15 protein-coding genes and 1 pseudogene are annotated in these 20,960 nt (G+C 66.2%); 3 read left to right on the top strand and 13 right to left on the bottom strand.

The features are described 5' to 3' along the window. Positions 1-115: 115 nt before the first annotated feature. From tal to FL583_RS38175, 3 genes are all read right to left on the bottom strand, one after another. Entirely contained in the window at positions 116-1,216 is a 1,101-nt protein-coding gene (tal, locus tag FL583_RS38185; protein ID WP_142709799.1) for a transaldolase, read from the bottom strand. Positions 1,217-1,896: 680 nt separating this feature from the next. Next, positions 1,897-4,902 (bottom strand): hybrid sensor histidine kinase/response regulator, encoded by a 3,006-nt coding sequence (locus FL583_RS38180; protein ID WP_142709798.1) that lies wholly within the window; start codon positions 4,900-4,902, stop codon positions 1,897-1,899. A 102-nt stretch (positions 4,903-5,004) separates the two neighbouring features. Further along, on the bottom strand, positions 5,005-5,652 hold the full coding sequence (locus tag FL583_RS38175) for a sensor histidine kinase (RefSeq protein WP_142709797.1): 648 nt from the start codon (positions 5,650-5,652) through the stop codon (positions 5,005-5,007). A 543-nt stretch (positions 5,653-6,195) separates the two neighbouring features. Between FL583_RS38175 and FL583_RS38165 the strand changes: the two genes are divergently transcribed. Further along, positions 6,196-6,528: a hypothetical protein gene (locus FL583_RS38165; protein WP_142709796.1), complete on the top strand. Its 333-nt coding sequence runs from the start codon at positions 6,196-6,198 to the stop codon at positions 6,526-6,528. 4 nt (positions 6,529-6,532) lie between these two features. Here the strand turns inward: FL583_RS38165 and FL583_RS40645 are convergent, their stop codons facing one another. From FL583_RS40645 to FL583_RS38140, 5 genes are all read right to left on the bottom strand, one after another. Further along, positions 6,533-6,856 (bottom strand): response regulator transcription factor, encoded by a 324-nt coding sequence (locus FL583_RS40645; protein WP_170324090.1) that lies wholly within the window; start codon positions 6,854-6,856, stop codon positions 6,533-6,535. Positions 6,857-7,062: 206 nt separating this feature from the next. Next, entirely contained in the window at positions 7,063-9,522 is a 2,460-nt protein-coding gene (locus FL583_RS38155) for an ATP-binding protein (RefSeq protein WP_142709795.1), read from the bottom strand. Between the two features lie 95 nt (positions 9,523-9,617). Then, complete coding sequence (locus FL583_RS38150; protein ID WP_142709794.1) at positions 9,618-9,956, bottom strand: hypothetical protein; 339 nt, start codon at positions 9,954-9,956, stop codon at positions 9,618-9,620. Positions 9,957-10,399: 443 nt separating this feature from the next. Continuing rightward, positions 10,400-10,696 (bottom strand): ATP-binding protein, encoded by a 297-nt coding sequence (locus FL583_RS38145; RefSeq protein ID WP_142709793.1) that lies wholly within the window; start codon positions 10,694-10,696, stop codon positions 10,400-10,402. 1,487 nt (positions 10,697-12,183) lie between these two features. Further along, on the bottom strand, positions 12,184-12,792 hold the full coding sequence (locus FL583_RS38140) for a flavodoxin family protein (RefSeq protein ID WP_142709792.1): 609 nt from the start codon (positions 12,790-12,792) through the stop codon (positions 12,184-12,186). Between the two features lie 672 nt (positions 12,793-13,464). On the opposite strand from FL583_RS38140, the gene FL583_RS38135 reads away from it, so the two are divergent. Then, a complete protein-coding gene (locus FL583_RS38135) occupies positions 13,465-13,914 on the top strand; it encodes a response regulator (protein WP_142709803.1) in 450 nt (149 codons plus the stop codon). Between the two features lie 96 nt (positions 13,915-14,010). Here the strand turns inward: FL583_RS38135 and FL583_RS38130 are convergent, their stop codons facing one another. After that, the gene (locus FL583_RS38130) at positions 14,011-16,323 is read right to left on the bottom strand and encodes a putative bifunctional diguanylate cyclase/phosphodiesterase (protein WP_205752825.1); all 2,313 of its coding nucleotides are present in this window, start codon (positions 16,321-16,323) and stop codon (positions 14,011-14,013) included. A gap of 1,006 nt (positions 16,324-17,329) precedes the next feature. On the opposite strand from FL583_RS38130, the pseudogene FL583_RS38125 reads away from it, so the two are divergent. Then, positions 17,330-18,108, top strand: a pseudogene (locus tag FL583_RS38125) (transposase). Positions 18,109-18,310: 202 nt separating this feature from the next. On the opposite strand, the gene FL583_RS38120 reads toward FL583_RS38125, so the two are convergent. From FL583_RS38120 to FL583_RS38105, 4 genes are all read right to left on the bottom strand, one after another. Then, positions 18,311-18,736: a hypothetical protein gene (locus FL583_RS38120; protein ID WP_142709790.1), complete on the bottom strand. Its 426-nt coding sequence runs from the start codon at positions 18,734-18,736 to the stop codon at positions 18,311-18,313. A gap of 81 nt (positions 18,737-18,817) precedes the next feature. Further along, positions 18,818-19,615: a PAS domain-containing protein gene (locus FL583_RS38115; protein WP_142709789.1), complete on the bottom strand. Its 798-nt coding sequence runs from the start codon at positions 19,613-19,615 to the stop codon at positions 18,818-18,820. Positions 19,616-19,833: 218 nt separating this feature from the next. Further along, on the bottom strand, positions 19,834-20,109 hold the full coding sequence (locus FL583_RS38110) for a hypothetical protein (RefSeq protein WP_142709788.1): 276 nt from the start codon (positions 20,107-20,109) through the stop codon (positions 19,834-19,836). 450 nt (positions 20,110-20,559) lie between these two features. Next, positions 20,560-20,960, bottom strand: a 401-nt coding sequence (locus tag FL583_RS38105; RefSeq protein ID WP_142709787.1) for a sensor histidine kinase, incomplete at its 5' end; no start/stop codon positions are given.

Raw genomic sequence — 20,960 nt, 5'->3', positions numbered from 1 at the left:
CGACAGGCGCCGAGACCTGCCGATTGAACGATCCCGGCCGATCGAGTTTCTAGACCATGACAGTTCTCCACCGTTCGTGGTGCGTGATCTGGTCGGCAGCCAGGCGGCTGGCCGGTTATGCGCCGATGAGCGCCGCGCGTTTCCCGGCGATGCCCGCGAAGAGTTGCTCGAAAGACGTTACGAACGCGTCCACGCCTTCGCGTTCCAGCACCGCAATAACCTTGTCGTAGTCGACGCCCGCTTCGGCGAACCGGGTGAGCGTGCGATGGGCGTCTTCCACGCCGCCGGTTAGCGTGTCGGCCACCCGCCCGTGGTCGAGAAACGCCTCCAGCGTCGCCCTGGGCATGGTTGTGACCGTGTCCGGGCCGATCAACTCCTCGACGTAGGTCACGTCGCGCCGATCTGGATCTTTCATACCTGTCGAAGCCCACAGGCAGCGCTGCGGTGAAGCCCCGACGGCCTGGAGATCCGTCCAGTCGTCGCCGGCGAAGATCTCCCGGTAAGCCTCGTAGGCCAGCTTGGCGTTTGCGATGCCGAGAGTTCCCTTCAAGTCGTTCGGTCCACCCCGCTCATCGAGTCGGCGGTCGGCTTCGGTGTCGACCCGGGACACGAAGAACGACGCCACCGACGCAACTGCTCGTAGGTCACCGCCCGCCTCACGGAACCGGTGAAGTCCCCGCAGATACGCATGCGCGGCCGCACGATGGCGCTCCAAGGAGAACAGCAGGGTGACGTTCACTGGGACGCCGCGGGCGATTGTCTCTTCGACCGCGACAAGTTCGTCCGTGGTGCCAGGAATCTTGATGAAGAGGTTGGGGCGGTCGATGCGCCGGAAAAGAGCGACAGCCTCCGCCACGGTGGCGTCAGCGTCATGGGCCAGGTGCGGGTCAACCTCGAAAGACACCCAGCCGTCCCGGGAGGAATCGGCCCGGTCGTAGACCGGCCGGAGAAGATCGCAGGCAGCCCGCACGTCTTGGATCGCCAGCGCGAGAAACACCTGCTTGGGGTCATCCTCCGATCGCAGCACCTCGCGCATTTGCTCGTCATAGGCACCGCCCTCGGCGATCGCCGATTGGAAGATCGTGGGGTTCGACGTCACCCCCGCGACGCCTTCGCGGACGAGGTGGGAGAGCTCGCCTCTGGCGAAGACTCGAGACAGATAGTCGACCCAGGGGCTTTGCCCGTAGGCTGCCAGAACCTGCAGCGATGAAGTCATCAGATTCCTCCTATGTCGGTGGCGAACGCGGCACATGTCGGTAGCGCCGCAGCCGGCGATTCACTGGTCGGGCGTCATCGTCGAGTCGGGTCCGGTCGGTCACCGATTGGCGCGTCGGTGCCGACCGACGACGGCGCCCTGCATCCTGGAGTTTCAGACGACGCCGCAGTGTCACGTCCGTTCCGCCTTAGCGCGGACGCCGATGTGAATCGGTGCCGATAGATGTCGATGGTGGCGTTGTTGCCGCCAACCGAGGCGCCGTGCGCCTGGAGCGCATGGCCGCCGCAGGCGATTCCCGGGGCACTGGCCATCGGCTGCCCGTCGTAGAGGCCGCTAAACCCGGCGGGCGATCACGACCTTCGGCACAGAATTCATTGGACGAGTGGATCTGGCTCCCGCGGTCGGGGATCGAATCCGCGCTGGACGGTGCCGAGCCGAATGGATGAGCACGCCCGGTCGCCCCAACCGCATCGGCGTCATCGGTCATCACCAACCGCATCCCCGTGCCGGAGGCGGCGTAGGCCATGATCGCGACCGCGATCAGTCCGAGCAGAGCAACGGTGGTCCTCCGCGCGTACGCCTCCTGGAGTGGAGGACTGATCGGCAACTCGACGACCAATAGGTACGTCTGCCGGGGCGGCGGGCGGGCAGGGTGTGGCGGCCGAGGAGGGCCGGTCGGATCAGCCTGGCGCTTCCGGCGGTGACGGCACCGGGGACGAGGCCGGTGCGAGGTCGGCGACGGCGCGCGCGAGGTGTGGTATCGCTCGGTCGAGCTGCTCGCGGGCCGCGGTGACGAGGATGCCGATGCGATCGGCCGTGAGCGGGCCGGTACGGAGGGCGCGTTCGATCTCGGCGCAGGCCTCGGCGAGGGCATCGATATTGAGATTGGACGTCGTGCCTATCAAGCGATGCGCGATCGCGGCGCTGCTCTCCAGGTCGCCGGCGTGCAGCGTGTACTCGAGTTCGGTCACCAGGGGGGCGGTGTTCGCGAGGAAGGAGTGCAAGAGTTCGACGACCAGTTCGCGATCGTCGGCGCTCGGGGTAGGCCCGGCCAATTCGCGGAGGCGGTCACGGATCGCGTCCGACACCGACGCGTCGGAACGGCTGGCCTGCACGGGATGCCCGAGTGCGTCGGGCGAGCGGCAGGGGACCGAGAGCAGGACCGCGCGGAGGTCGTCGGCCCGCACGGGCTTTGGGAGGTAGTCGTCCATGCCGGCGGCCCGGCAGGCGGTGCGGTCCTCGACCAGGACGCTGGCGGTCATGGCGACGATGCGCGGCTGGCGGTCGGCCGGGATGTCGGCGCGGATGCGGCGGGTGGCTTCCAAGCCGTCCATGACGGGCATTTGGACGTCCATGAGGACCAAGTCGTAAGGGGCGCGTTCGAGTGCGCGGAGCGCCTCGAGGCCGTTGGCCACGGTGTCGACGCGCTGGCCGAGTTTACTCAGTAGCAGCTGGGCGACGCGCTGGTTGACCGTATTGTCTTCCGCCAGTAGAACCCGCAGCGGTGCCGGCAGTGTCTCCTCTGCCGGGGCGGAGACGCCGTCGGGCGACGATTGGACGGGTACGGCCGATGCCAGCGCGCGGCGCACGTGGTCGTGGAGCTGGGCCGCTCGGGCGGGTTTGGCGAGCATCGCGGCGAACAGGCTCCGGTCGGCGGCGTCCGGGCGGCTGTGGATGCTGCTGAGCAGGATCAGCGGAAGGTCGGCGGTACTCGGGTCGGCGCGCAGGGCGCGGGCCAGCTGAATGCCGTCCTGGTCGGGCATCTGCAGATCGAGGACAGCGAGGTCGAAGCGGTTGCCGGTGGCGGTCAACCTGAGGGCCTCGGCCGCCGAGGCGGCTTGAGTGCAGCGCATTCCCCAGCCGGTCAGCTGAAGAGTGAGGACCTGCCGGTTTGTGGCGTTGTCGTCCACGATCAGCGCAGCCGCGCCGGCGATCCGGGTGTCTGCGCCGGGATCTCCGCCCGGGCACGCGGTGAGGATTACCGTGGCCACGAAGGTAGACCCCACCCCGACGGTGCTGTCGACGGTGATATCGCCGCCCATAGCGTGCGCGAGGCTGCGGCTGATGGCCAGCCCGAGGCCGGTTCCGCCGTGGACGCGGGTCGTCGAGGAGTCAACCTGGGCGAAGGAGCGGAACACCCGGTCCATCCGGTCGGCCGGAATTCCGGGTCCGGTGTCGCGCACGGCGAAATTTAGCCTGACCCGACCTTGCGGGTCTGTCGCTTCGGCGGTGGCGGTAATGACGACTTCACCGTGATCGGTGAATTTGACCGCGTTGGAGAGCAGGTTGACCAGGATCTGCCGCAGCCGGGTCACGTCGCCGCGCAGCGTACGCGGGCAGCTGTCCTCGACGACGCCGACGAGTTCCAGATCCTTGCGGTCGGCGAGTAGCGCGAGTAGCGCGAGTGCGCTCTCGACGCATTCCTGTACGTCGAACGGCTCGTCGTCGAGGTCGAGCTCCCCGGATTCGATCTTGGAGAAGTCGAGGATGTCATTGATCGTGCTCAGCAGCGCCTCCCCGCTGTCGCGCACGGTCGTGACGTATTCACGTTGATCGGTGTCGAGGTTGGTGTCCATGAGTACGCCGGTCATGCCGATTACAGCGTTGAGCGGAGTGCGGATCTCGTGACTCATCGTGGCCAGAAAAGCGGCCTGTGCCTCGGCGGCGGCCACCGCCTGATCGCGGTCGCGGCGGAAGCCTTGCAGCGAGGATAGGAGGACCCATGCGGCGAGCATCACGGCCAGGGCGGTGGCGCCCGCTACCCCGACGATGCGGTGCTTGAGGCCGGTGATTCGCGCGTCGATGAGCTTTCGCAATACCGGAAGCAGCGCGGCACTGAGTGCGGTAGTGCGCTCGATCATCGGGTCCAGCAGCGACATCTCGACCGGGAGGGGCTTGCCTGACTCCGCAGTGTCGAGGACGAACTGAGCTCCGTGACGGTGGATCGCGACCGTCTGGTCGGCCGAGCCGCGCAGGGCGAGCAAGTCACGGCTGTCAGTGGCGGCGAAAGCACGGCGAAGGCCGTTCTGCAAGGAGTTGGTCAGGACGGTGGTGCGTCCGGCCATCGCCGCCATGGGCGCCAGCCCGGCGGCACCTGTGCTGTTCTCGCCGGGGGAGTCCAGCAGAACCGCGTCGACTGCCCGCAGCGGCGTGTCCAGAAGCACGGGGAGCTGATAAATCGCAGCGTTCATCACGTAGAAGGTGTCGACGTCGCCGTCAAGGGCGGTGCTCGGTTCTCGCACGTGCGTCATCAGCGTCAGGATCTGGTCGACAGCAGTGTTGTAAGCAGCAACGGCCTTAGCCCGCTCCGCGATGCGGACCGCGTTCCGGACAGTCCGAGAGGTCCTCGTCCATTCTGCGCGGACTCCGAGCGACGCACCGTCCCGGTGGTCGGCCGCGTCCACTGCCGCAGCTGCGGCCTCGACGTCCTCCGTACGCACCTTCGTGCCGGAGGCCATGGCGTGCCGGGCGAGTGTTGCCGCAGTCGCCAGCCGACTCAACGGGACGAGATACGCCGCCCCTGCCCGCTCCAGCTGCCCGGACTTCAAGCGTCCGTGTTCCACGTTCACGTAGGCGCACGCCACCACCAGCAGCGGGAGCGTCAACGCTGCGGCTAGCAGCGCGAGCTTGCTCCGCTCGGACAGGCGGCGGCGACGCAACGCACGCGTGCCTGTCGTCGGTTTCATGAGCCTGGCCCCCGCCCACGCGATCGGGCCGCTTCTCCGAGCAGCCGACGCCCAGATATCGACCAGGCTCTAGGTAACTTGCAAAATAGATGTAAGTTTTTGTTAGCCGATATTCGGCGAGGCAGGGAGGCGCACGGTCAGCGTGGTGCCCGGATCGTGATGGGTCGCAGACAGCCGGCCCCCGTGTTGCGCCACGATCGCGCTGCTGACCGACAGTCCGAGCCCGGTCCCAGGAATGCCGCTGTCGCGGACGTTGGACGACCGGAAGAACCGCTCGAACAAGCGTGGCCGGTCCGCGATCGGAACGCCGATGCCGGTGTCGGTGACCCTGAGCACCGCTTCGTCACGCTCCCGGTGCAGCTCTACGGTTATTCGGCCTGCCTCGTGGTTGTACTTGACCGCATTGGAAAACAAATTGTCGAACACTTGACGGAGCCGCTGCGCGTCTCCTCGGATCTGCAGTTCGGCCGGGACCTCGACACGCAGTGTGAGCGACCGGTCGTCGGCGGTAGCGCGGACAGATTCGACGGCCTCCCGCACGAGCTGGGCGAGGTCGGTCTTCTCCGGGCGCAAGGTGACGTGGCCCGACTCCAGCGCGGCTAGATCGAGCAGGTCGTCGATGATCGCGGTGAGGCTGCCGGTGTTGCGTCGGATGATCTCAAGCAACTGCCTGCTCGCCGGGGGCATCGATCCGGGATCGTCGGCCAGCAGCTGGCTGTAGGTGGAGATCGACGTTAGCGGCGTGCGCAATTCAGCATTGTCGCGCTGGTCTGACTCGGCCGACGGATGATCGCGGCCAGGTCCGATACGCGGCCGCCGCTCCGACAGTCAGAGTCGCCGGACTGCTGGCCGAGGCGTAAGCCGGGCGGATCTCTGTGATCCATTTCTCGAGGACTGAGGCAGACCTCCAGACCGTCTGCACACTGCGGCGCTTCGGAGGGGGCCCCCTAAGTGCCTTGCTGAGCCGGACGTGGCAGAAGCCCTGCCACCGAACTGCCGGGATTGTCGTCAGACTCGACGCTGCGGCAACCAGATCCGCCAAAGGCGCTGACACCGATGACCTCTGCCGTGGTGATCCCGAGCGCCTCCGCGGCCATCCGCATCGCTCGCGCATCTAACTTTGGCGGGTAACGCGACCGTCGCGACCTCACACAATTTGCACCCAGAGTCGAGCCTTCAGAGACACCGAGAGGACTCAGCCGGAAGCCCCTGAACCATCCTGATTGGTGGTCCGAAGGCGCCGGACCAGCTAGTCTGGGGCCGCTCCTCGACCTGCGGGACTCGGGAGGACTCATGACGTTGGCGATTCGCGAAGTTGCGCTCAGCTTCGCTACCGCACAGTCGGCGGATGCTTGGGTGGCCGCGAACATTCCGCAAGGTTTAGCTAAGGGGCCAATCCTGTGGCAGCTAGTTGTGCACACCACGGGATCGCGCTCGGTTCGGCTGGTGCAGGGGTTCTCCGCGCCGGGTGTCGCGAGCGACTGGCAATCTGCGCTCTTGCCGGAGGCTGGTGGCGCGGAGTCGATGACAGTCTCATGGGCGTCGGCAGACGCATACCGCACCGGCGACGAACCAGGTCAGGAAGGGCCGGGACGAGTGTGGCTGACCGTTCCGAACATTCTCTAGGCCGTCACATATATCTTGGCTCAGTCTCCTGAAAATCAGGAAGCCGTCGCGCCGCTGCGGCGGCCGCGCCTCGGGTCGGAGCGTTCAGCTTCGCCAGTATCCGGGAGACGTGCACACTCGCCGTCTTCTCAGACATGAAGAGTCGTCGTGCCATCTGACGGTTCGTGAGGCCATCACACAGCAGCGCCAGCACCTCGCGTTCTCGGGGGGTCAGTCCGCCGGGCGCCGGCCGCTGCGTCGGCACGACCTCGCCGAGGCTAATTCGTTTGCGACGGGCCAGTGCCGTCACCTCTCCGAGCAGCGGTGCGGCGCCGAGAGTAGTCGCCACCGCGTGGGCTTGCCTCAGAGCGGCGCGTGCCGAGCGCGGCGCCTTCGTGAGAAGCAACGACTGGGCGGCGCGCCAGCGGCAATACGCTTCGGGGTACGGCCGCCCGAGCGCCGACCATCGGCTGGCCGCAGCAGACCAGAGTGTCGGGTCGGTGCTAGTGCCGCGCCGTGCGGTGTCGAGCCGCCCTGACTCCGCCCGCGCGGTGGCTATGTCAGCGTGCGCTTCAGGAAATGCCGCCTCGTTCGGGAGCGCCTCGGCCAGCCTGGCGACGAACGCGTTCCACTCGTCGGCTGGTCGACCTGATCGACCTGGTCGTCTCCGTTTTGGCGCATCGTTGTGGTCTCCGCGTCATCCGCGGCGGCCCGCAACCCTACGACCGCCACTCGGAGCGCGAGCTGATAGTCCTCGGCTTCGTCGAGTGCTTCAAGTCCATGTTGGACTATTTGCATAGCCGTGACCGGATCGCCCCGCCACAGCGCCAGTTCGGCACGGCAGGACGCGAGGTGCCCGAACAGCTGCGGCTCGTCCAGTTCGGCTGCCGCATGTTCGGCCAGTGCTAGGTGCTGGTCCGCCGCCGAGTGGTCACCGGTGGCGACGGCGGCCTCGGCTCTCGCGAGGTGCAGAGCTGCGGCCAGTCCAGCTCCGATCGGGTCTGCATTGTCTTCTGGGTCGCCTGTTGTCGAACCCAGCGCATCGCGAGCCAGCTCGTCGGCTTCGGTCCACTCGCCGAGCCATACCAGGGCTGTCGCCGCGTTGGTGGCCAGTAGAGCGCCCCCGGTGGCAGCGACGCCGTGGCGCTGAGCCAGGGCGTAACCTGCCAACGCCGCGGACGCCGCGGCCCGGTACCGGCCCGAATTCATGTGAGCGTAGGAGAGGTTGTTCGCGGCTCGCAGCCGATCTTCCAGGCTTCCGTGCTCGTCGGCGATGTGTCCGGCCCGCTCGAGTGCGGCGAGGCCCGCGGTCGTATCGCCGATCATCACGAGGCCGACACCGAGGGTGTTGGCTGCGTGGCCGGTCTCGGCGAGGGCGCCGGTGGATTCGCCGACTTGGATTGCTTTGCGGGCTGTTTCTACCGCCTCCCGGTAGTGACTGCGGACGAGGTGGGCTGCTGCCAGACCCGCAAGAACCCGTGCCGTCAACGGCGCGTCCGGCGCGTCGACCAATAGTTCGGCGCACTGTTCGGCCACCGCCGTGGCCGCGCGGCCGTCGCCGGCCTCACGCAGACACCGTCCGAGAAGGTCCAATACAGCCGCCTGCTGATCGATGTCGCCCATGGTGCAGGTGAGGAGAGGACTGTTCAGGGCCTCCCTCAGCAGCTCGACTGCCTGTGCTGGCGCACCACACCATCGGGCCGCTTCTGCGGCGCGGTATCGCAGGGTCACCTCATTCAGGCTGGTTAAGCTGGGTCCTTGGGAGGTCTGAGTCCACAGCTGCAGTGCGCGTTGCCAGTGTCTCCAGGCCTGCGCGTGCCCGGCTACCTGGGCGGCCTCGGTCGCCGCGCGAACCCGGGCCGTCAGAGCGGGTTCGACCGCACCCGCGCCGTCCCAGTGTCGGGCCAACTCCGCCGCGGTTCCGCCGGCGAGACCGCGAGCCAGAGCGGCGTGCAAGACTCGCCGCTGCGTCGGGGGGCACTCCGCAGCAAGGATCTCGCCGAGCACCGGGTGGCGCAGGCGGAACACCCGCCAGTCTCCGTCCTCGTCAACGGCGAGGTGCTGGTCGCAAGCTTCGCGGATCGCAACGTCAAGGTTTTGTGGATCGAAGAGGCCTGTCGCGACGAGCTCTGGGTAACTGCATGGTCGGCTTGCCACTGCGAGCAATCGCAGCAGCTGTGCCGCCGCTGCACCGGCGGCCGCAACTCGCTCGCTGAGCAGGCTACGGAGAGTCGCCGGGGCGGGCCCGGTTTGCCAACCGTCGGCGCGGACCAACTCCTCGACGAAATAGGGGTTGCCGGCTGTGCGCTCATGTAGCCGGGCGACGTCCACGGGCGGCGTCGGCCCGGGCAGCAAAGCTGCGACGTGCTCGGCAACTTCCGCCGGTGTGAACGGTCGCAGCGTTATCAATTGCGCGTCAGCACCGGAAAGCAGTTTGTTGCGCAGCCTGGTCAGCTCAGGTAGCGCCTCGACACGGTAAGTGAGCACAAGAACGATACGTTCATTGCTGAGGCTGCGAGCCAGGTGCTGGATCGCGTCCAAGCTGGCCTCGTCGGCCCACTGCAAGTCGTCGACGCACAGCGCGAGCGGACGCAGCATCGATACCTGGTCGAGCAGGTCGAGCAGTTGCTCGACTAGCCGGGCAGAAGTCGCCGGGTCCGTGCGCCGAGCTCCCTCAACCGGCCAGCAGGCAGTGGGCAGTAAGGCCAGCAACTCAGCCGGCGCGCCGGTAGCCAAATCGCGGATTACACCGTGCCCCAGTTCTCGCGCCAGCCGACGGAGCAAGCCCGCGAAGGGAGCAAACGGTAGTGCGCCATCGCTGAGGTCAACGCACGCAACGGTAGCGGCGAGAACATCATGAACCGGACTGCTGGTGGCCCACTCTCGAACTAACCGCGTTTTTCCGGCCCCCGCCTCCCCTTCGATCAGCACGACGCGAGGCCGCCCTGCCGCCGCATCGCCCGCTGCGTGGACGAGGGCGGACAATTCTCGACGCCGACCGACGAGGGGTAGCATTCCACGATTCTGCGTCCGCTATGCCTATGGGGACAGTCGGCTGCCGGACTCGGCGCTGAATCGAGTCCGGCAGTAGAACTCAACGGCGGCGATGATCAGCGGACGACCTGCACCTCGGCCCGGAACGAGCCCTCGCCGTTGCCCGGCACGTCGTCGTTGGTTCGCAGGATCATTCCGCTGCCGCGCCCGGTGTAGGTGAACGAGGTGCCCACGCCGACGTAGCGCCACCGACCATCGACGCTGACCAGGAGCGAGTACACCCGAGAGCTGGGTGACGGGAATTTGGAGTCGTACGAGATGTCGGTCCAGCCCTGCGGTCCGTTCCATCCAGTGAGAAATACGCCGGACTTGATCCGCCCGCTGCCGACGATGTTCACGCTGTCGCCGTACTGCAGCTGACACCCGCTGTCCTCACCGGTCGAGGCCTCGGGCACGTCGATGGACGTAGAGCAGACCGTGGCGGATGCGTGAGCCGGTGCAGCACCCAAGAGGGATACGCCGGTCAGCGCGGCCGCGATGGTTAGGCCACCAAGAATTTTCTTGAGCATCAGAGCAGGTTCCTTCCGTCCGGCGCGAAGCTGGGCACCGCGCCGATGTTGGGTTGACGGGGAGATCCTGGGGCCCCAGCGGCTACTTCACGTCAGGCGATTTACTTATCTCAGGAGGGCAAAAGCCTTACGAGTCTCGGTGGTAGCGCGTAGCAGGCGGCTTGGCCGGTCGACTGGCCGCGGGTCAAGGTGATGACGATCTTGAATCCAGCCGCCACCGGTCTCTGGGCTTTGCGGGCGATCGTCATGAACTGGCTCTAGCGGCGCACACCGACGCGATGAGCATCGAAAATTTGCATCACCTCGTCGACGTCGGGCCGGCCTGCGGTTCAGGAAGCGATGCTCAAGGTCGCCCAAGTGACCTTGCCGTCGGGGAGGGGGATGATGCCCCAGCCGGACGCAAATTCTTCTATTATGCGCAATCCGTTACCGGCGCCGCCCGCCCGGCCCGGCGTGGCCGACTGGTCGCTGACCGCGATGTGGAGCAGGTGCGCCCGGTAGAGCAGGGTCAGGACGAGGTCGGTGCGGGCATGCACGGCGGCGTTGTCGACCAACTCGGTGGCCACGAGGCATGTGGCATCCGCAATGTGGATCAGGCTCCATCTGGCGCAGGCATCTCGCGTCATGGCTCGTGCCTCGGGCGCAGCGTGCTCGGTGGGACGCAGGCGCAAGCGTCGCCGTCCGCGCAGAATCGGGGCAGCGGCGGCATCTAGCGCCGCCGGGACGCTGGCGCAGACGGTCAGGTGCCCGGTGAGGGCGGTACGGCTAAGAGTTAGCGTGAGCGCCGCGTTCGGTGCGGCGAGAATCAACGGGGCGCTCGGCCAAGTCTCGGCTTTCCGCTGGACCGCGGGGAACACAGACAAGACGAGCGGCCCGCTGACGTTTCAAGGTGCTGGCGTCGACGATCACAGCGGTAGGACAGTCAGTCAGGCACTTGAGCAGCACACCGCGCACGAGCGGCACATCGCTGAGGGCCAACAGCTCCTGGAGTCGGACGATCGTCGCGAGGCCCTCGGTATGGATGTCAGAGGACACCGATCCCATGGTCAGTCTGGCGGTTCTACCACGACTGGTGCGTGCAGCCGGCCCGCGCGAAGCACGCGGCGGGCGACCGGCGGCGGATCCCAAAGAAGCACGCGGATACTACGCTGCGCCGCTGCCTCGGCCACATCATTGAGGCAGCGACGGCCGGCGGCGCTGAAGAACGTCAGATGGCGCACGACAACAATGAGCGCTTATGCAGAGGGCTCCTGGACAGCCTGAATGAGCAGGGGGATCAGCCAGGGGGCGGTGCGCGAGTCCAGCTCCCCCTTGAGGTGGACGACCATGCACCGATACCGGGCGACGCACTGGGCGTGAAGAGAGCCTGTGGGATCGCAGGTCGACTTCGCCGCCACTTGGTGTGCCGAAAACTGTCGCTCAGAGCGCACTGCGATACCCATGTTCGCTTCATCTGAAACGCCCGGCGCGACTGGTACTCGCTTTTAGGGTGGCTTCGCAAGCGTTTCCGCGCTGTCCCCTACGACACCGTGCGAGTAACCGAGAAGGCGCGGCATATTCTCCGGTTGCCGCAAAAACTACTGCATTTCACGCGGGCACGTTTAGTTTCCGGTGTTGTTTTGAGTTCGCCTCGGTCTGGCCGACAGTTGACCCGCTGCTTCTGAGAGTGATCATGCTGACTTTGAGAAGCAGCGGAGGCGGCGGGAGTGAAGGCTGATCAGCCGCCGTTCGCAAATGTTGCAACCGCACCACGGGATGACCGGGGAGGCGCCGAAGCCGGCGTTGTTTCGACCGTGTCGGCCGTCAGCCTGGCGGTGACGGACGCGACCGCGGTGGCGACGCGCTGGGCCACGCGCAACCTCGGCCGCGGCGCGCTCGGTCTCCGAGCACCGCATTCGCATTCGGCTGCCGCGGCGCCGCCTACGTCAGAGGGGGTGGCCACCAGCGGCGCGAGGGATGACGGCGGCTGCGGCAGCTGGGCCGAGCACCTTCCCGAACGTATAGGGGGCGCCGGCCTTCCGGATCGACATGAGCAGGGCCGCGAAGTGACGTGAGAACGTCGGCGATCCACCGGCCGTGGGCACGGTCTGCGTGGTCCTTCCGATGTCCTGACTCAGACCGGCGGGTACTGAGTTTCCCGGAGGAGCCGGGCAAGGTGTGCCGCATTCGCGGCGAGGGTCTTAGTGGCGGTGCCGGTCGTGTCGGGCTTCGGGCCCGCCTGATCGTAGTCGATCGTCTGCATCGCCTCGCCGACCCAGTAGGTTGCTCCCGCAGCGGGAATTGTGAACCCCACATCGTTCAACGCTTGAAACACGTCCGCGGTGACGTGGTGCGCGCCGTCTTCGTTGCCGACGACACCGAGAACCGCGACCTTGCCGTAGGTAAGCAGGCGTCCTTGCTCGTCGGTCTCCGATAGTTCGGCGTCCAGACGCTCGAGCACCATCTTCGTGACACTTGACGGCTGACCCATCCAAATCGGCGTCGCAATTACGAGCAGATCAGCGGCGATGATCTGCTCCCGCAAGCTCGGCCACTCATCCCCGTCCCCCTCGTCGACAGACACGCCGAATCGCACATCGTGGTCCACTACACGGATCACATCGCCCTCGACGTCGTGATCGGCCAGAGCCGTCAGAATTTCCCGGGCGATGAGCTCGGAACTCGACGGAGCGGGGGACCTTTTCAGAGAGCAGCACAACGCCACAGCACGCAGAGACGACATGTCGGGGGCGTATCCCTCAACCGGCGCCCTAAACGGATATTCCATCCAAGCGACGCATCGCGAAGCAGTGATGACTGATTCGTCGCCGCGTACGGCTCCGGGTCACAGCTGCACCCAGCATCCGGCTACGCCACCCTTCGTCGCTTCCCGTCAGTCCTCAGTCCGACCTCATCCAGGGAAAACGCATAGCCCCTGCACTGAGCTGGCTGAGCGGTCTACCGGCCGACGCTCGAGCACGACCGTGCGGGAACCAGGCCCTCCCTCAGTGCTGCCACATCACCATGGGCAGCTCGCTGCGTTCACGCTGGTCCGAACGATCGGTATTGCCGGTGGGGAAACCCGGAACCCGCCGACCGTGTTCGGGCTACGCGAGCTTGCCTGCAACCGCTTCCCGGCCGGTGATTCCGGACGGGTACGCATCCGACTGCGCCGACCGAGGCGGAGCCGTAATCATGAAGTCCGCTGCGCGTCCCGGCGACGCGGTGACAACGGCACGCTCCCAGCAGAGTCCTGTCACACGCCTGGGGCGTGGTCGAGTTTCCCGCTTTTGGGCGCCGTACTGCATGACACCAATCACCTGTCAACCGCCTGTTCGGTCGCTGCCCAGGTCTGACTGGGGTGTCCCGCGCAAGCAGAACAGAGACCTCGTCGGTCGGCTACTGTCAGATAGTGATGCCGACATCGCCCTCGACCGGTTCGGTGAGCCGACCCTTCGACCTTCTCGTCGTCGACGACGACTCCGGCGATGTCCTGCTCATCGAGGAGGCTCTCGCCGATCGCCACATCAGCCACCGGCTGCATACGGCCGGCGACGGCATCGATGCGCTGCGTTTCTTGCGCGAAAGCGATCAGCGTCGTCCAGACCTGATCTTGTTGGACCTGAACATGCCGAGGATGAACGGCCGGGAGTTTCTCGCCGAAGTGAAGAGCGATCCCGACTTGCGGCCTATTCCCATCGTCGTGCTATCGACGTCCACCATTGATGAGGATGTCGCGGCAAGCTATGCTTTGCGCGCCAACGCATACGTGACGAAGCCGGTCGATTTTGATGACTTCATCTCGACCGTCCAGTGCATCGACAATTTCTATTTGGGTACCGTGCGCCTGCCTGGGCATAGCTGAGGAATCGATCATTCATCCTAGTGTCGGGCGGCGACTAGACGCACCACCTGTTCGCGATCGACGTCGTTAGGGCGACCCGTGCCGCCCGAATCCTCGTCATGCGATGATCGAGGGCGCCGGTGACACGAATCGTTGTTCAAGGTCGGCGGCAGGCATGGGGCGCCCGAAGAGGTAGCCCTGCGCAAACCGGTAGCCGGCTTGACGCAGCCGGTCGGCCTGGATGACCGTTTCGACGCCCTCGGCCACGGCCTCAATACCGAAATCTTCGATGAACCCGATGAGGTTGCGGGTAATGATGGCGCCCGCGCCTTCTGCATGGACGCCGCTGACGAAGGACCGGTCGACTTTCAGAGCATCCACCGGGCAAGCCAGCAACAAGCTCAGCGATGAGTGCCCGGTGCCGAAATCGTCCAGCGCGACCCGGAGTCCCAATTGCTTGATCCGGGCAATCTGGGGGAGCGCGGCGTCAGTGGAAAGGACAGCGGTTTCGGTGACCTCCAGGATGAGGGTGGAGGGGTCGACAGCGGTTTCTGCCAGTATCGATGCCACCTGCTCGGCGAAGTCTGGTTGAGCCAACTGCCTGGCCGAGACGTTGACGCTGATTTTGGTCGGAGCTTGGTCGCCGTAGCGATGCTGCCATTGCCGAACTTGCCGGCAGGCTGCGCGCAGTACCCAGGCACCGAGCTCGAGGATAGTGCCGTTGCGTTCGGCCAATGGGATGAACACGTCCGGGGGCACGAGCCCGCGCTGAGGGTGCTGCCAGCGGATCAACACCTCAGCGCCGATTGTGGCGTTGGTATGCAGATCGACGATCGGCTGGTAGAGCACGAAGATCTGCCCGTCGAGCAGCGCGCGCCGCAGGTCTGCGGACAAGTTGGACGCCTCTTCTGCCGCATGGTCCATCTCCGGGTCGAACCAGCGGCGGCAGTCGCCTCCCGCGGCCTTGGCCGCGTACAGGGCGACGTCGGCGCGGCGCAGCAGTTCTTCTGCGCTGTCCCCCGTACATCGGGTGGAGATGCCGATGCTGGTGGCGATGGAGGCCGTCATGCCGGCCAGGTCGATCGGCTCGCGGATCGCGAACGAGATGCTGTCGGTCACTGTCTCCAGGTCGGCGGCGGCGTCCAGGAGAAGGGCGAATTCGTCGCCTCCGAGGCGCGCAACGATGCCGGACGGGCCGATGGCGTCGGTTAGCCGATTGCTGACCAGCCTGAGCAAGCGGTCGCCAGCCCCGTGGCCGAGCCGGTCGTTGATCGCCTTGAAGTCGTCGATGTCGAGCAGAACGAGAGAGAAGCTCTGTTGGTCGGCCAGCAATCGGCGTAGGTGCCGCTCGAGCAGGGCCCGGTTGGCGACCCCGGTGAGGCTGTCGTGGGTGGCTTGGTGCTCCAGCTGATTTTGGTAGCGGCGCAAATCCTCCAACTGCCCATCCACGGTGGCCAGTAGCTGGTTGTTGTCGCGCAAGGCAAGGACCTGCCGGAGCACCACGACGAGAGCTAGCAGGACGGTGAGGGCCTGCATAATCGCAGTTTCGGTAGGTTGAGAAGTGCTCGTGGTCAGCAACAGCGCCCCGGTAACGGCAACCGCCAGGTAAGGAACGAGGCTGATCCGCCAGCTTCGCCTGCGCTGCACGGAGGAGCTTCTGGCGGCGCGAAGCTGCCGAGCAGCGGCCAGGTGCAGGCTGAACGCCGCGACGGGTATGGCGACCATACTGGTGGACAGGTAGGGACGGGACACCAGAAGCGGGGACAAGCCGCCGAGCGATGCGCTGGCCGCACTGCCGACCGCGAGAATCTGCATGGCGCGCCGGTCCAAAAGGCCGGCTCCGGCGAATGCCACCTTGACAAAGGTGGCCACTGAGATTAGCGCCACCACGATGATGGCCAGCATCGCTCCTGCAGACCCCGTCTGCGCGATCCAGTCGCGATGGTCGCGTAGTGAAAGGTGCCAGACGAGGGCCGCGGCGGTGATTAGAACCATGCAGGCGTCGAGGCCGAACCGGATCCAGTCGCCACGGGTGCGATACCACGAAGGCAGGCGCAGTAGCGCCCAGAGGACAATTCCAAGCACCGACAGGTAGAACGCAAGGCTGATCGGGCCGATCCGCTGCGAAGGCGTCGGGCCGCCGAGGGCGTCGAACGCATTGGCCACCGTACCCGCACCGAAAAGCCCGCAGGCCACGGTCAATTGCTGCCAGAACCGGCGGCTAGCTGGGTCCAGCTGAGGGCTGAGACCGGCCTGCCAGCAGGCTTGTCCGGCGAGGGCGACGAGGACCGGCAGAGGTAGCCAGCCGGGGAGCGGATGCTCCGGACGGTGGAACAGGCCGCCGATGAGCCAGAGCACGTCGAATATCACCAAGCCACCGGCGGCCAGCAGTGACCGCGGCGTTCTGCGCAGGAGCCGCGCGTCGGTCACGGCTGTCCTCCCTGCGTCCACGGATTGCACGACGTTCAATCGGCTGCTGTGTGCGCTTCTGAAGCGCTCCGGGATGACTCGCTCCACCATGAGGCTGCTAAAGCAGAGTGACGCCAGTCACGCTAGCGCACCCAGTGATGTCCTGCACTCGCTGTGGCTCAGCTTGAGCGATAGCTACGTGGTCCGGGTGGTAAGCATCGTGGCCCCAGTGGCATTGTCGGCCTCTGGGTGCGGCGCTTAGGGCCGCTGTACCGCGCATAACTCGGCGTCAGCGGCCCGCATAGGGAGTGGCCGCGGAGGGGTTGCGGCCACTCCCCGGTAAAGTACTCGACTCTTGTTCCACGCATGTTGCAGGACCGGTAACGCATTGAAGCGTGGCCGATCCGGACGCATAATCCGCGTCGAGCGATTGAGGCTTCGCTGAGTGGTATCCATCAATTTCTCACGGATTTATTGCGAAAGTAGACCGGGCTGAATCTCCATGACCAGAGATACACCTGGCAGAGCTGCGGCTCTGCACGCACCTCGAGAGGTCAGAGTGGTTGGGTAATCGGAGGACGCCGTCGTAGTGCAGCTCAGCTGGACCGGACGGCACCGGCAACGTTTGAGCAGCCGATCGGACGCGGTTCACGCGGTGGCACGGGCTTCGTGCCGCAGCCAACTCATCGTTTAAGCGGGACCGAAGCCTGGCGATTCCGCGCGGCGAACCGGTCGGCGGGGAAGCAAGGTGGGATTCCCCGCCGACCGGCGGCAGGCAGCCGCCGGAAGGCACGGCGTGAAACGCAGTGGCATCTCTTTGATTGGCCACCCCCGTGGCCGTGTCACAAGCGGTTGCTGACCGGCCTACCGCGTCCATCCTAGGGTTCGCGAGTGAACGGGGCCGCCGCCGGGTGCGGGCGGTGTCACCTGGAGGGCAACCCGGGAGACGGCGTCTCGCCGTGCGATTACGGCCCTGAACCCAAGGCCTGACTTGTAACCACGGGTGGTGGTGGTCGTTGGGTGCTGCGTGGGGGTGTTGTCGGCGTCGCGGACCGAATTGATCGCGGTCTTCACGGGCCTGTCTGAACGGCAGTTCCGGCGTCTGGTCGCGTCGGTCGCGCGGCGAGGCGGCTCTGAGGTCGCGGACGGCCGACGCGGGCGGCCGTGGTGTCTGCCGCTGACCGACCGGGTCCTGCTGGTCGCGGTCTACTACCGCACGAATCTGACGATGCGCTACGTCGCGCCGCTGTTCTGGATCAAACAGGCCGCCGTGCACCGCATCATCGACCGGCTCGCGCCGCTGCTCACGCTCTCACCGGTGACCACCCGAGACGGTCCTCATCGTCGACGGCGCCCTCGTCCCGGTCCGCGACCAGGCCCTCACCGCCCGGTCGAAGAACTACCGGTACTCGGTCAACGTGCAGGTCTTCATTGACGCCGACACCCACCTCGTGGTCGCTGTCAGCGACCCGAAACCGGGCAACCGCAACGACCGCACCGCCTACGACGACTCCGGCGCAGCGTGGGCGACCCGGCGGCGCGACCGTCATCGCCGACGGCGCCTACCGCGGACCCCGCTGCACTGGCGTCGTCATCCCGCACCGCCGCAACCGCGACAAGACCCCGCTACCAGACTGGAAAGAACACCACAACCGCGCTCACCGCGCCGTCCGCGCCCGCGCCGAAAACGTTCTGGCCCGGATGAAGAACTGGACGATCCTCCGCGACTGCCGTCGCCGCGGCACCGGCGCAGCCCACGCCGCCCGCGGAATCGCCTACATGCACAACCTCACCGCGACCGTCTGAGCACCGAACCGGGCAGGCCACCATAGTCCAGGCAAGTTACGAGGCAGGCCTTAGACAGGAGCGAGACATGATGGGTCCTCGCGTTCGTATCAGCCACCTTAGAGTGGTGCGGAGAACACGGACAGTGGTGCGCCGGAGGCGAAGATCGGGCATCGGGCACCTGACGTCATCAGCACCATTCGGGAGGGCAGGGATGAGTGTGTTATGGCATCGGGAGTTGACTGCTGAGGACATTGCCACCGCGCATCGGATATTGCCGTTGCATCAGCCCGTCCGGCGGGATGTTGTGCGTCCGCGCTGCGCGAGCGGGACGCATGGGCACGCCGCGCCGATCTGGCCATGTGCGCGGGCTCGGTGGGCGTGGGAGGCGTTGGCCGCCAACCGGCGCGGCGATGTCGGCGTAGGGAATGCGGGCCCGTCCGAGACTGCCGAGTTCGGTGGGGCCGGCTCGGCTGCCTGATCTAACGAGGCCTAACTCCGCGCGGGCAACGCGGGTGTCGCGGTGGGCGCGCTGCGTGGTGTCGTTCTTGCCGTCCTGGCTCGAACCCAGCCGTGGTGTTGAAAATTTGCAGCGGCGCGTGTCCTGCGCAAATTGGATGACGGTGCACATCGTTGCATCGTCGGTCATCGCGTCGAGACCTAGGACGGCGTGGACTGCTGCTGGACGCGTCATTATCCATAGGCCGTCTCTCTCGCCAGGAAGGGCGGCTCAGGGGTATCGCCTAGCCGGCTCGGGTGCGTGGATAGGGCCGTAGAAAAATGGCGACGCCGAGCACACGACGGCGGAAGACGAGCCGATCCGCATCGGCCCAAAGATATTGAAGGGGTCACCGGGCATCGCCAGCCGTAGTGGTACGCCCCGGATTGCGCGCCCGGCCAACGCCCGGCTGCTCGGATAGTCGTTCAGATCCAACGCGCTGCCATCGGCGGCGGTCAGATGGCGCCTGATGGCGGCAACGATTTGGTTCAACGTGCCCCCAGGCGTGGCCGTTAGCTGCCGAAGAGCCCAGTTGGCGAAGATCGGATCCCCGTCCGGGTCACACACGAAGACCGGGGTGTCGAGGTTGTCGAGGACAGACTGCAGAATCTGGGTCATGCGCTGTGTCTCGTCGCGCGCGGTCGCTTGCGCAGACAGGTCCACCAGCGAGATACAGATCTGCGACCCGGTCGCGCCGGGCAGCGCCCTGATGGTGACTTCGATCGGAATGCGGCCGCCGTCGCGGCGAGCCGCGGAGAGTGTCTGGCACTGGGCCGGCACACCACGATTCGCAGGATGTGTAGACAGCAATGTGACAGCTGCTCGCGAGTTGGCCGCTGCGCGATCGGGAAAGAGCAGGTCGTGGAGCGACCGCCCGAGTGCGTGCGCGGGCGTCCAACCGAAGAGAGCAGTGGCCGTGGCATTCCAGGTCAGAATTGTGCCGCTGCGGTCGACGACAACGAAGGCCTCAGCGAGGGCGTCCAGCAGCGGAGCAAGGTCGAGCAGGTTGACGGTGAGCTCTGCGGCCACGCCAGCAACGCCGGGGAGTAGCCCGGTGGTGGCCGCGACACCAGCCAGTGCGGCTTGATGGCGAAGAGTCCACTCTCGAGCGAGGTGTCCAGCGCGCAAACGCTTCCGACGATCTCCCCATTCGTCCCCCGCAACGGGACGCCGGCGAACGCGCCGATTTGTAGATAGGTCACGACGGATGATCCGGCTGAGCGCGGGTCAGAGGCGATATCAGGAATTTAGACGGGTTCTCCGGTGGAGATGACGTGGCGGCAGAGCGAATCGCTCACCGTAATCCTGCGCGTCATGGAGTAGACGCCATCGACGCCGTGCAGCCCGAGCAACCGGTCCCACTCGCCATCCACCAGCGACACCACACCGATCGGTGCGTGCGCCAGGTTCGCCGCCATCGCCACGATCGCGTCCATCGACAGCGGCGCCCCATCCAGGACCGTACTTGCCCGCCCGACCGCCGCCAACCGGTTCAGATCATGCAGCGATCTGTCCGCGCTCATCGCCCCACCGCCGATCGCAGCCTAGATCTACCGGTGCAGCAATCACGGTCACGATCGCAACCGTCATCGATGTCTCCGGTGGAACGCCTCCGCCTCAAACGGCAACACCATAGCGGAGGAAACGTCGTAAATTTAGACACTCGACGCTCACCAGCTAAGCTGGACCGGGTGGCGCCATTGCACACGGAAACGGGGACGCTGTCGAGCAACCCTTTGGGCCACTCGACCGAAGGCCCGTAGGTAACCCAGCCATCGATGTTGATGACCAGGGTCTGCGGTCCGAGCGAGCGGGGTTGCAAGCGCTCTATGCATCGGCGTGGGGTCGGCGCCAAGCGAGCAGCAGGTGCTTCCGGATCGTCGTGGCTGTCCGAGTGGTCGTGGCAGTTCACTCGCCGGCGGCCGAGCCTTGACGCCTCACCAGCTGACTGGGTCTGGCGGCCTTCGCGTCGATCATCGCGCGGTGGCGCCCGTCGCAGCCACCTCGACGGCTGGTAGTTCCGCGGCCGGCAGGGTGAAGGTGAATCGGGAGCCTCCACTCGGGTTATCGGCTGCGGTGATGGCTCCGCCGTGGCGTTCGACGATGCGTCGGCAGATCGCCAGGCCGAGCCCGGTGCCCGTGTACTGCGCGCCGGGATGGGCCCGGTGGAAGTTGGCAAAGATCGCCTCGTGCTGCCCGGCCGGGATGCCGATGCCATTGTCGGTGACCTCGACTTCGACCATGCCGTCGCCCGCCCTCGTGGTGCGGATGCTGACGTGCGGTAGCGCGTCGGCGGCGGTGTACTTGATTGCGTTGCCGATCAGGTTGTCGAGCAGCTGACGCGCCAGCACCGGGTCGGCGTGCACCGGTGCTA

The organism is Cryptosporangium phraense, assembly GCF_006912135.1.
Classification (GTDB): domain Bacteria; phylum Actinomycetota; class Actinomycetes; order Mycobacteriales; family Cryptosporangiaceae; genus Cryptosporangium; species Cryptosporangium phraense.
Note: the sequence above shows the minus strand (reverse complement) of the source record. Positions and strands in the feature narration are given on the sequence as shown.